The 12482-nt window shown below is 69.4% G+C and carries 9 protein-coding genes; 3 read left to right on the forward strand and 6 right to left on the reverse strand.

Annotated features, from left to right (window positions below; translation table 11 throughout):
• Positions 1-9: 9 nt before the first annotated feature.
• From mutL to ACTT2I_RS11720, 4 genes are all read right to left on the reverse strand, one after another.
• On the reverse strand, positions 10-1890 hold the full coding sequence (gene mutL / locus ACTT2I_RS11705) for a DNA mismatch repair endonuclease MutL (protein WP_421099317.1): 1881 nt from the start codon (positions 1888-1890) through the stop codon (positions 10-12).
• Positions 1891-1997: 107 nt separating this feature from the next.
• Positions 1998-3587, reverse strand: a complete 1590-nt coding sequence (locus ACTT2I_RS11710; RefSeq protein WP_421099316.1) for an N-acetylmuramoyl-L-alanine amidase — start codon at positions 3585-3587, stop codon at positions 1998-2000.
• Positions 3588-3675: 88 nt separating this feature from the next.
• A complete protein-coding gene (tsaE, locus tag ACTT2I_RS11715; RefSeq protein WP_421099315.1) occupies positions 3676-4158 on the reverse strand; it encodes a tRNA (adenosine(37)-N6)-threonylcarbamoyltransferase complex ATPase subunit type 1 TsaE in 483 nt (160 codons plus the stop codon).
• Positions 4159-4160: 2 nt separating this feature from the next.
• On the reverse strand, positions 4161-5639 hold the full coding sequence (locus ACTT2I_RS11720; RefSeq protein ID WP_421099314.1) for an NAD(P)H-hydrate dehydratase: 1479 nt from the start codon (positions 5637-5639) through the stop codon (positions 4161-4163).
• Positions 5640-5711: 72 nt separating this feature from the next.
• On the opposite strand from ACTT2I_RS11720, the gene queG reads away from it, so the two are divergent.
• Together queG and xseA are read left to right on the forward strand one after the other, a co-directional pair.
• Positions 5712-6800, forward strand: coding sequence for a tRNA epoxyqueuosine(34) reductase QueG (gene queG, locus ACTT2I_RS11725; RefSeq protein ID WP_421099313.1), 1089 nt, complete (start codon positions 5712-5714; stop codon positions 6798-6800).
• Between the two features lie 61 nt (positions 6801-6861).
• Positions 6862-8202, forward strand: a complete 1341-nt coding sequence (xseA, locus tag ACTT2I_RS11730) for an exodeoxyribonuclease VII large subunit (protein WP_421099312.1) — start codon at positions 6862-6864, stop codon at positions 8200-8202.
• 33 nt (positions 8203-8235) lie between these two features.
• Here the strand turns inward: xseA and ACTT2I_RS11735 are convergent, their stop codons facing one another.
• Positions 8236-9138, reverse strand: a complete 903-nt coding sequence (locus tag ACTT2I_RS11735; protein WP_421099311.1) for a M48 family metallopeptidase — start codon at positions 9136-9138, stop codon at positions 8236-8238.
• 109 nt (positions 9139-9247) lie between these two features.
• Complete coding sequence (locus tag ACTT2I_RS11740; protein ID WP_421099310.1) at positions 9248-11146, reverse strand: SUMF1/EgtB/PvdO family nonheme iron enzyme; 1899 nt, start codon at positions 11144-11146, stop codon at positions 9248-9250.
• A gap of 228 nt (positions 11147-11374) precedes the next feature.
• Between ACTT2I_RS11740 and rnd the strand changes: the two genes are divergently transcribed.
• Entirely contained in the window at positions 11375-12454 is a 1080-nt protein-coding gene (gene rnd / locus ACTT2I_RS11745; RefSeq protein WP_421099309.1) for a ribonuclease D, read from the forward strand.
• Positions 12455-12482: the final 28 nt, after the last annotated feature.

Here is a 12482-nt window from a genome sequence, read left to right on the forward strand (position 1 = left end):
ACCTTCCTCTCAACGTCCGCGCAGGAACCAGCGGTCGATCTCCGCCAGCGAAAAACGGGCCCAGGTCGGTCGGCCGTGATTGCACTGACCCGAGCGTTCGGTGATTTCCATGTCGCGCAGCAGACCGTTCATTTCCGGCACGGTGAGGCGGCGATTGGCGCGCACCGCGCCGTGGCAGGCCATGGTCGACAGCAGTTCGTCGCGGGCGCTGGCGATGCGGCGGCTCTGGCCATGCTCGCGAAGGTCGGTGAGCACGTCGCGCAGCAGCGCTTCGGGTTCGGCATTGGCCAGCAGCGCCGGAATGCTGCGTACGTGCAGCGAGCCAGGGCCGGCGCGGGTGATTTCAAAGCCCAGCGAGGTCAAGGTCTCGGCCTCGCGTTCGGCGGTGTCGGCATCGCGTTCGCCGACGGCCAGGGTGATCGGCACCAGCAGCGGCTGCGCGTGCAGGCCCATGCCGTCGTGCGCGGTTTTCAGGCGCTCGTACCCGATACGTTCGTGCGCGGCGTGCATGTCCACCACGATCAGGCCTTCGGCATTCTCGGCCAGGATGTAAATGCCGTGCAGCTGCGCGATCGCATAGCCCAACGGCGGCACGCCGCTGTCGGCCGCGGTCACCGGCAGGCCATTCTCGGCCGGCATCGACGGCAGGCTGCTGGCGGCGGCGGTGCCGCCCGGGGCGCCATACAGCGCAGCATAGGCCGAGGGCGCATCGGCCACGCGCAGACCCAGCGGCGATTGCTGCGGGCGCCAATCGCCGCCCATGCCACCACCGCCACCACCGGCTGCATTGCCGGCGAGTGCATAGCCGCTATGGCCTGCCGACGGCAGACCGTAGGCCGGCGCCGCGGTCGCGGCACTCTCCGTGGCGTGCACCTGCGTACCGGCGGCGGTCATCCCGGCGCGCGTTTCCGCCAGCGCTTCCTTGAGCGTGCGGTAGACAAAATCGTGGATCAGGCGCGAATCGCGGAAACGCACTTCATGCTTGGCCGGGTGCACGTTGACGTCGACGCGGGTCGGGTCGAGTTCCAGGAACAGCACATACGCCGGCTGGCGACCATGGAACAGCACATCGCCATAGGCCATCTTCACTGCGTGGGCGACGCTGCGGTCACGCACCGAGCGACCGTTGACGTACAGGTACTGCTGATCGGTGCTGGCCCGCGAGTAATGTGGCTGCGCGATCCAGCCGTGCAGGCGCAGGCCGGCACCGCTGTGATCCACGCGCAGGGCCTGGTTGGCGAAATCTTCGCCCAGCGTTTCGCCCAGGCGCGCGTCCGAATACAGATCGCCGGGTTTGTAGCGGCGCGAGGGTTTGCCGTTGTGCGACACGCGCAGCTCGACATCCGGGCGCGCCAGCGCGAGCGAGCGCAGCCACTCTTCGATATGGCCCAGCTCGGTGCGTTCGGCGCGCAGGAACTTGCGTCGCGCCGGCACGTTGTAGAACAGCTCGCGCACTTCCACCGTGGTGCCCGGCGCATGCGCGCGCGGGGTCACCTCGCCAAGCCGGCCACCTTCAATCTGCAGGGCCGAGCCGTGTTCGTCGATGGCGCGGCGCGAGCTCAGGGTGAAGCGGCTGACCGAGGCGATCGAGGGCAACGCTTCGCCGCGGAAGCCGAGCGTGGCCACCGATTCCAGATCATCCAGGCTGGCGATCTTGCTGGTCGCATGGCGCGACACCGCCAGCGGCAGTTCTTCCGGGGCGATGCCCCCCCCGTCGTCGCGGATCCGGATCAGGCGCACGCCGCCCTCTTCCAGATCGATATCAACCCGGGTGGCACCGGCGTCCAGCGCGTTTTCGACCAGTTCCTTGACCACCGACGCAGGGCGTTCGACCACTTCGCCGGCGGCGATCTGGTTGATCAGGATCTCGGGCAGTTGGCGGATGCTCATGCGCACCTCCCGTCAGCGGAGATGGCAGGCGTGGCGGCGAAGCGGAGTCGGGAAACGGACGTCATCCCGTGATGATAGCGTGCGCCGGGCGGTGCAGCCCGGCCGGTTTACTTGCTGCCGCCCGCCACGGTGCTGGCGGCGTCGATCTCGGCCTGGGCACGCGCGGCATACAGGGTGCCCGGCGGCGGCTGGCGGCTGAAGAAGGTATGCACACCATCCAGTACCGCCCCGGCGATCTGGCGCTGGTAGGCCGGATCGATCAGGCGCCGCTCCTCATCCGGATTGGAGATGAAGGCGGTTTCGACCAGCATCGCCGGCATGTCCGAGGTGCGCAGCACCGCGAAGTTGGCCCGTTCGATGTTGGGCTTGTGGTTCTTGCCGATCCGCTTCAGGCCGCCCAGCACGTGCCCGGCCGCGTCTTCGGAGGCCTTCATGTAACCACTCTGGGCCAGATCCAGCAGCACGTTGGCCAGGGTGCCTTCGGTCTGCTGCAGGCGCACGCCACCCACCAGATCGGCGGCGTTCTCCTTGTCGGCCAGCCAGCGCGCGCGCTGCGAGGATGCGCCCTTGGTGGACAGCACATATACCGACGAGCCGGTCGCCGCGCGGTTCTCTGCGGCGTCGGCGTGGATCGAGATGAACATGTCGGCCTTGGCCGCGCGCGCCTTCTGGGCGCGCATCGGCAACGGGATGAACACGTCGCTGTCGCGTGTCAGGTAGGCCTTCAGGCCAGGCGTTGCATTGACCTGGCGGGCCAGTTCACGCGCGACGGCCAAGGTGATGTCTTTTTCGCGCTTGCCGGTCGGGCCGACCGCACCGGGATCCTGGCCGCCATGGCCGGGATCGATCGCGATCACCAGCGGACGCATGCCGGCACGCATCTTCACCCGCGAGGCGTCGCTGGGCATCGCCGGACGCGGATTGTCCTGCACCGCCGGGGTTGGCGCGGGCGTGGGAACCGGCGCGCTCGCCACGACGGCCGTGGTCGACTGACCGGCCAGGATCGCGGCCGGCGAGGCGCTGTTGCTGGCCGCGTTGGCGGTCCCTGCGGCAGCGACATTGACGGTGGCGGCGGTGGTCGACGTCGGGCCCGGCGTCGGCGCCGAGGTGGCCACCGTGCCGCTGGCCTGCTGGCGCACCGAGGCGGTCAGCAACGCGGTGGCGCGCGCGGCATCGCTACGCGCCTGGGCGGCCTGCGCGGCGGTCTGCGCCGGGGGCGGTGCCGACACTGCAGGCGGTGCGGACGCCACTGGCGTGGGCGAAGCCACCGCGGTAGGCGGCGTGCTGGCGACAGTGGCCGCGGCCGGCGCATCGCCCGGCCACTCGATCACCAGCCGCGATTCCTCACCCTGCTTGATCATCTGCGGGCGGAACGGCGCGACCGATTCGGCCAGGTCGAACACCACGCGGAACGTGCCCGGCACCGGCTGCCCGGTACGGACCGCGGTGACCACACCCTTGGGCGCAGGCAATTTGAGGTTGCGGATGGCGCTGGAGTCCGGGAAATCGACCACCAGGCGGTTCGGACCGGCCAGGGACAGGGTCTTGTAGCCCCCGCTGCCGGCCAGCGATATCTCTGCACGGGTGCCGGTTGCACCGGTCTCCACGGCCACCTGGCGGACTTCGCCCGCCCACGACAGCGCGCTCGCCAGACAGAGTCCGACGGCAGTGCAGATGGCGGTGAGAGATTTCCCCATTGGCATGGGTCTGGATTCAATCACCGCGCTGAATGAAATGCAACTCCTTTTCCCTTAATAATCCGTAACCTGCCGGTGTTTCCTAGTGTCAGCCGGCAGAAAGGGCCTGCAAGTCGCCCCCTTGAGGCAGCCGTTCGAGCCATTCACGACCCGCAGGACTGGCCGCCGTCAGCCGTGCACGACGCCCCTGCCCCTGGATGTCCAGCGCCACGTCCAGATCGGTCGGCGGCAGCGCGCCGGCACCGCGCTCGGGCCATTCGACCAGCCACAACGAGGCACTGCCCTCGTCCAGCCCCAGGAAATCCAGCTCCTGCGCATTGCCGATCCGGTATAGATCCAGATGCCAGGCCTCGTGACCATCGGCCAGCGGGTAGCGCTCCACGAGGGTGTAGGTCGGGCTGCGGATCGCGCCCTGCACCCCCAGCGCGCGCAGCAGTGCGCGGGCCAATGTCGATTTGCCGGCGCCCAGGTCGCCCTGCAGCTGCACCACCGCCTGCGGCGGCCGGGTCGCGGCCAGCCATTGCCCGAGCAGGTCGGTGTCCTGGGTCTGCGCGAGGAAAAACTCGATCATGTTCAAACGTCCGGATTGACCAGCCCGCGCAGCGGCGCCAGCAGATCGGTGGGAAGCAGGCCCCGCTGGCCGTCACTGGCGGCGGCATCGCCGGCCAGGCTGTGCAGCAATGCGCCGGTGCTGGCCGCATCGAACGCGCCCAGGCCCTGTGCGCGCAACGCCGCGATGATGCCGGTGAGCAGGTCGCCCATGCCACCCACGGCCATGCCGGGGTTTCCAGCGGCGATCACCCGCGGCACGGAATCGGGCGCGGCGACCACGGTGCCGGCGCCCTTGAGCACCACCACCGCGTGGAAGCGGTCAGCCAGCGCCTTCGCGGCCGTGAAGCGGTCCGCCTGCACCTGTGCGGTGCTGAGCCCGAGCAGGCGCGCGGCCTCACCCGGGTGCGGGGTCAGGATCGCGTCATGCAGCGGCTGCGGCGCCTTGGCCAGCAGATTCAGGGCGTCGGCATCGATCACCAGCGGTTTGCCGCTGGCCAGCACCTGCCGCCACAGTTCGTGCGCCCAGTCGTCCTGGCCCAGGCCCGGCCCGATCGCGATCACGCCCGCGCGTGGCAGCAGGGCCTGCAGCTCCTGCGCGTCCTGCACGGCATGCACCATCGCTTCGGGCAGGCGGGCCAGCAGTGGTGCGACATGCGGTACCTGGGTCGCCACACTGACCAGCCCGGCGCCCGCGCGCAAGGCCGATTCACTGGCCAGCATCACCGCGCCGCCGCTGCCGAGATTGCCGCCCACGCACAGTACGTGGCCGGATTCACCCTTGTGGGTGTTGGCGCGGCGCGCCGGCAGTTGGGGGCGCAGGCGCGGTTGCTGCCAGCACTCGGCGCTGTGCTGCACGCCTTGGGCAGCCGCCGCAGGCAGATCCAGCGGAGCCAGGCGGCGGCCGCCGACATGCTCCAGCGCCGCGCCGGTATACAGCCCTTGGTGGCGCACGATGAACTGCAGGGTGAGCGTGGCGCGGATCGCGACGCCGGGCACGTTACCGGTTTGCGCCTCCACGCCGCTGGGTACATCCAGCGACAACACCGGCATGCCAGCGGCGTTGATCGCGTTGATCAGATCGACCGCGGCGCCGGCCGGCGCGCGGTTCAGGCCGATGCCGAACAGCGCGTCCACCAGCAGGTCCACCGGCGGCAGAGCGCCATCGAAGCGCGCCACCGCTCCGCCGGCGGCGATGAACGCCTGCTCGGCCTGCCGCGACAACGGCGTGGCCGGAGCCTCGGTGTCCAGCCGCAGCACCGACACCTGCCGGCCAGTGTCACGGGCCAGGCGGGCCAGCACATAGCCATCGCCGCCGTTGTTGCCGGCCCCCACCACCACGCCGATACGCTGCGCCTGCGGCCAGCGCTCCAGCAGGCAGTGCCAGGCGGCGCGGCCGGCCTGCTCCATCAGCGAGGCACCATCGTCGCCCAGCAGGGCGCTGGCCTGCGCATCCAGGCGGCGCGCAGCGGCGATATCGAACAGTTCAGCAAGCTCGGGCATGCCGGGATTCTATACTTGTCGCCCAGGCGTGGCCTTGCCGCGCCCTCCCCAGGCTCCGTTTCCGCCCAGGCCATGTCCGCCGTACCGCTTCCCGCCCCCATCCACCTGGCCCGCGCCGCCGAACGCATCCGTGCGATCGCGCGCGTGCACGGCTTCCAGCGCTGCGGCGTGTCCGGGATCGATCTGCGTGAAGACGAGGCGCACCTGGCCGATTGGCTGGGCAAGGGCCTGTACGGCACGATGGAGTGGATGGCGCGGCACGGCACCCTGCGCGCGCGGCCGGATGAACTGCTGCCGGGCACGGTGCGGGTGATCTCGGTCGGGATGGATTACGGCCACAAGGATGACGCCGAAGCCTGGAACACCCTGCATGATGGCGACCGCGCCTACGTGGCGCGCTACGCCTTGGGCCGCGATTACCACAAGCTGATGCGCAACCGGCTGCAGAAGTTCGCCGACAGCATCGCTGCGGAAATCGGGCCGTTCGGTTACCGCGTGTTCGTCGATTCGGCCCCGGTGCTCGAGCGCGCCCTCGCGCGCAATGCCGGGCTGGGCTGGATCGGCAAGCACACCTGCCTGATCGATAAACAGGGCGGCTCGTGGTTCTTCATCGGTGAGATCTACATCGACCTGCCGCTGCCGGTGGATACACCCGCGAGCGCGCACTGCGGCACCTGCACGCGGTGCATCGATGTCTGCCCGACCCAGGCGATCATCGCCCCGCACCGCCTGGATGCACGCCGCTGCATTTCCTATCTCACCATCGAGCATGACGGTGCGATTCCCGAAGAGATGCGCACGGCGATGGGCAACCGCATCTACGGCTGCGACGACTGCCAGCTGGTCTGCCCCTGGAACAAGTTCGCCAAGCGCACCGACGAGCCGGATTTCCGCGCGCGCAACGACCTGGATACCGCTTCGCTTGCGCAGCTGTTTGCCTGGGAGGAAGACGAGTTCCTGCGCCGCACCGAAGGCAGCCCGATCCGCCGCAGCGGGCATGAACGCTGGCTGCGCAACATCGCCGTGGCGCTCGGCAATGCGCCCACCCATGCCGAGACCCTGGCCGCGCTGCATGCACGGCGCGAGCACCCTTCGGCGATCGTGCGCGAACATGTGGCCTGGGCCCTGCAGCAGCACGCCAACCGCGCCGCCGCGGGATGAAGCATCGCCGCCGACGTGCGACCATGGCGTCCCGTTCGTACCGTTTGGCCTGATGCCCCCCATGGACCGCAGCGCGCAGATACTCACGCCGAGCCAGCTCAACATCCTGGCCCGCGACCTGCTGGAAGGCGCGTTTCCGCTGATCTGGGTGGAGGCCGAACTGGGCAGCGTCACCCGCCCGGCGTCGGGCCATATGTATTTCACGCTGAAGGACGCGCGCTCGCAGATCCGCGCCGCCCTGTTCAAGCCCAAGAGCCAGTGGCTGAAATTCGTGCCGCGCGAGGGCATGCGCGTGCTCGCACGTGGCCGGTTGACCCTGTACGAAGCCCGCGGCGAGTACCAGATGGTGCTCGACCACATGGAAGAAGCCGGCGAAGGTGCCCTGCGCCGCGCCTTCGAGCAGCTCAAGGCGCGCCTGGAGGCCGAGGGCCTGTTCGCGCCCGAGCGCAAGCGGCCGATGCCGGCCCATGTGCGCCGCCTGGCGGTGATCACCTCGCCCACCGGCGCGGCCGTGCGCGACGTGCTGAGCGTGCTGGAACGGCGCTTCCCGATGCTGGAAGTGGATCTGCTGCCCAGCCTGGTGCAGGGCGAAAGCGCCGCCGCGCAGTTGACCTCGCTGCTGCGTTCGGCCGATGCCAGCGGCCGTTACGACGTCATCCTGCTGACCCGCGGTGGCGGCTCGATGGAGGATCTGTGGGCGTTCAATGACGAGCAGCTGACCCGTGCGATCGCGGCCAGCCAGACGCCGGTGGTGTCCGCAGTGGGCCACGAAACCGACTTCAGCCTGGCCGACTTCGCCGCCGATCTTCGCGCACCGACGCCCTCGGTCGCAGCCGAACTGCTGGTGCCCGACCAGCGCGACCTGCTGCTGCGCGTCCGTCGCCTGGATGCACGCCTGGCGCAGCTGCAGCGGCACAGCCTGGGGCAGGCCATGCAGCGCGCGGACCGCGCCCTGCTCCGCCTCAATGCACAGAGCCCGCAGTCGCGCCTACAGCTGTTGCAGCGCCGCCAGCAGGACGTGGCGCGCCGCCTGCACGCGGCCTGGACCACACAGCATCAAGGCCGTCTGGCCCACCTGCGCCACGCCGCGGCCGTGCTGCGCAGCGGCCACCCGCAGCGCCGGCTGGATGCCCTGCGTGAGCGTCTGCAACGTCTGCAGCCGCGTGCAGACAGCGCCATCGGCCGCCAGCTGCAGCGCGACGGCCTGCGCCTGCGCGCCCTCGCCCGTTCGATGGAAGCGGTCAGCCCGCTGGCCACGGTCGCGCGTGGCTACGCCATCCTGACCCGCGAAGACGATGGCAGTCTGGTGCGTTCGCCGTTGCAGGTGCGTCCAGGCGATACGCTCAAGGCGCGCGTGCAGGACGGCGTGATCGAGGTGACGGTCAACGAACCGGCACGCTGATCCGGCGCTCGCGCGCCGGCGTGCCGGTCAATGTCAGCGCCCCGCGCTTTCGCAGAACTTCTGCCGGTATTCCATCGCCTTGGGCATCAACGCCTGCAGGTTCTGGATACGCGTGCCCGGATTGGGATGCGTGGACGCGAACTCCGAGGTCGACTGCCCCCCACTGGCCTGTCCCATCCGCTCCCACAGCGGAATCGCTTCCTGCGGGTCGAAGCACGCCGCCGCCGCCAGCATCAGGCCCACTTCATCGGCCTGGGTTTCATGGCTGCGCGCGTATGGCAGCAGGTAGCCGTAGCCCATCGCCGACATCATCATCTGCTGCTGTTGCGGGTCCATGCCGCTGGCGGCACCGGCCATCTGCCCGATCTGGGTCATCTTCTGCTGGGCCATGCGCTGCGCGCCATGGCGCAGCAAGGCGTGCGCGATTTCATGACCCATCACCACGGCCATGGCATCCACCGTCCGCGCCACCGGAATCAGCCCGGTATACACCGCCATCTTGCCGCCCGGGAGGCAGAACGCATTGGCCTGCTCGGAGGGGATCACGTTGACCTCCCACTCGAAGTCGCGCGCGAAATGCGCGGGCTTCAACCCGTGTTCTTCGGCAAGCGCGGTTTCCACCACGTCCACCTTGGCGATCAAGCGCTGGGCAATCGCCTGGATCTCGCGCGATTGCGGCGCACTGGGATCCAGCGGCCGCTCCTGCGCCAGGATCTCCTGGTAGGCCTGCAGGCCGAGCGCCTTCTCCTGGGTCGCATCGAGCGAGCTGTCGATCAACACCCTTTCGCCGGTGTACGGATCCACCGCGCGGTTGGAAAACCAGTAGAACGCGGCGTAGCCGGCGAAGGCCAGCAGTACCCACCAGCGGATGTTGCCGAACAGGCCCGGCCGCCGGGCGCGGCCCTGCTGCTGACCGCCGAATGGATCGTTGCGCATGCGCGTGGTTCCTGAGATGGCCGAGGCACCCTGCCCGACACTGTGCCAATCCTAGAACGCGCGCCGTGGCGCCGGGTGAAATCCGCGCACCTCAGCGTAAGGACATCCCTCAGATGCCGCGCACCAGGCGGAAGCCGATCCGGGCGCTGGTGGTATCCGAGTCCTGCGACTGTCGCCACGCCGCGCGGGTCTGCGCGGGCGCGTTGGCCCAGTTGCCGCCGCGGATCACGCGCTGCCGGCAGCCCGGGTTGAACCAGGCCACGCCATCGGACGGCGCCCGCCGGTAGCTGGCATGCCAGCAGTCGGCCACCCACTCACTCAGGTTGCCGGCGATGTCGTGCAGGCCCCAGGGATTGGGCTCGAAGCTGGCCACGGGCGCGGGGCCCCAGTACCCGTCACCGTAGCCGACGAAGGCGTTGTACCAGTGCCGGCCGGAGGGCGAGACATCCTCGGCGCCGGTAAAGTTGCCGGCGCGCGCGGGCGGCGTGCCCGCATCGCCCCACGGGTACCGGCCGCTGCTGCCGGCGCGCAGCGCGTATTCGAATTCGGCCTCGCTGGGCAGGCGGTACGAGCGACCGGTCTGTTCGGACAGCCAGGTCGCGTAATTCTCGGCATCGCGCACGCTGACGTGCATCACCGGCAGATTGGCGATCGCCTCGGCCCCGTTGTAATCGGACTGCCAGTCCACGCCGCTGCGGCGCACGAAGTTGCCGCTGCGCTCGTCGTACACGATCGAATGACCGCGCCGCGTGGCGCGTGGGCGTGCCTTGGTGGCCTGCACATAGCGACGGAAATCGGCCACCGTCACTTCGGTGATGGACATCGCAAAGCCACGCTCGAAACGCACGTAATGCGAGGGCTTCTCGGCATCGGTCGAACCCAGCTCGTTCTCGGCCGCACCCATCTGGAACCCGCCGTGCGGCACCACGATCATCTGTGGCCCACGGCCACCATCGCGCAGCGCATCGCTGAACACCTGGCGCGGCCGGAAGCTGCCGTAATGGGTGACCAGTTCGATGCGCTCGCGCAGTTGCGCCACCACCGGATCACCCGGCAGCGCGATGCGCAGTGCATCTTCCAGCTTCTGCCGGGCCGGCTTGAGTCCCTGCGGCGTCGCCAGATCGCGCAGGCCCTCGTTACGCAGCCGCACCAGGGTATCGGAACGGATCTTCTCGATCCGTTCGAAGGCATCGGCGATGGTGATCGAGGAATCACGTACCTTGGCCGCTTCGGCCAGCCAGGTGCCCGCCGTGGCGAAGTCGGTGGCCATTGCGGCCGTCTCCGCGCGCCGGATCAGCGCGCTTTCGGCCGCCGCCAGTCCCTGGCGGGCGCGCGAATTGTCGCCGTCCAGCGCCAGCGCCTCGCGGAAATTGGGGATGGCGCCATCGCCATCTTCGCCGATGCGGTCCGCGCGCAGATCGTCTTCGCCGGCGCGGTTGTAGGCCACCACGCGCTGGGCGATCTCCACCCGTGACTGCAGCTCGCGCACCTTGGCATCGTCGGGCGCCAGGGTCAGCAGCACCAGCGCCATCTCGCTGGCCTCGGCCAGGGCCTCGCGCTGTTTGAGCGGGCGCTCCAACAATGCGGACGCCTCCTGCAGCAAGCGCTGCCGCGCGCGTTTCAAACCGGCCTCGGCCACGCGGTCCTTGGGATCGTGCTGCAACAGCGCGAGCCAGATCGGGATCGCGTCCTCGGCGGTGCGGTACAGCCGGTCTTCCTCGAAGGCGCGGGCGGCGTCACGACGCGCCTGGGCGAGATCGGCATCGTCCAAGGTGACGGCAGGCGGCTGCCAGCGCTCCACGGTCTCGGCGGCGTCCTCGCCGCCGATGGTGACCTGCGCCACCGGTGCGCTGGCCTTGCGCGGTGCCGAGGCGGGCTGGGCTGCAGGCGTTGCCGAAGGCGCCGGGACCGGTGCGGGCGAACACGCGGCCAGCATCCCCAACAGAGCAGTGAACAGCAGCGGCAATGGGCCTGACGGTCGCAAATGGGGGTCCTTGGGGCGTGTCATCGTCTTGCTGTGCCTGCGCCCTGCCGCACGCCGTGGGCCCCGGGTGCGGTCGCGTTCCAGGCGGCATGCCGCAGGTGCGGACAGGGGATCATCATAATCGCCACCGTCGTGGGCGGCGACCGCCCGCCGCCCTGTCGTTCATCACAGCACGCAGGCATGCCGGCCGTGGCACGGGGTTAGGCTATCCTCCCCGACCTGAGCACCCCTTTGCAGTACATGGAATCCCACGTGGCTTACTGGATCAAAACCCCGGCGGAACTGGACGAGCGCTACCGCCAGCGCCCCACCCGCATCGGCTTGGACACCGAGTTCATCCGCGAACGCACGTACTGGCCGCAGCTGGCGCTGGTGCAGATGGCGGTCGGCGATGAAATCCTGCTGATCGACCCGCTGATCCCCGGCATGAACGAGGCCCTCGCCCCGTGGCTGACGGATACCTCGATCCTCAAGATCATGCACAGCGCCAGCGAAGACCTGGTCACCTTCAAGGTGGCCTGCGGCGTGCTGCCGCGCCCGCTGTTCGATACCCAGATCGGGGCATCGCTGGCGGGCATCGGCGGTGGGATGGGCTACCAGAAACTGGTCACGGCGGTGACCGGCGTCACCCTGGCCAAGGGCGAAACCCGCTCGGACTGGATGCGCCGCCCACTCTCCGAAGCGCAGCTGGAGTATGCCGCCGACGACGTGGAGTACCTGTTCCAGATTCACGACACCATCGATGCGCGCCTGGAAGAACTGGGCCGCCGCCAGTGGCTGCAGGACGATGCCGAGCGCCTGCTCGCCAGTGTCGAATACGATGAAGAGCGCTGGCCGCACGTGGCGATGCGCTCGGCGCAGTTCATGGATGCCCCGGCGCAGCTGCGCCTGCTGCGGCTGCTGCGCTGGCGCGACGTGCAGGCCCGCGCCAGCGACAAGCCGCGCAGCTGGGTGCTCGACAACGAACTGGCTGCGGTGCTTGCACGCACCCCGCCGGCCGATGTGGAGGCGCTGTCCAAGCTGATGGAAGGCTTCCCCAAGGCCCCGCGCAAACTGGCTGCACAGGTGTGGCAGGCACTGACCACCCCGCTCGCCGACGAAGCCGAGGCACCGCTGGCGTTGCCGGCCAACGACGCCAACAAGCAGGCCCTGAAGCGGTTGCAGGATGCCGTCAGCGCGCGCAGTGCCGAACTCGGCCTGCCCGATGGCGTGCTCGCCTCGCGCAAGCATCTGGAAAGCTATCTGGAAAGCCGCCAATGGCCGACCGCGCTCGCGGGCTGGCGCCAGGCGCAGCTGGAGCCGATCCTGTCTCCCTTGCTGCCGCCTGCCTGAAACGACAACGCCCCGCATCTGCGGGGCG

This window comes from Stenotrophomonas sp. PUT21 (assembly GCF_052232875.1).
In the GTDB taxonomy this organism is placed as follows: Bacteria; Pseudomonadota; Gammaproteobacteria; order Xanthomonadales; family Xanthomonadaceae; genus Stenotrophomonas; species Stenotrophomonas maltophilia_N.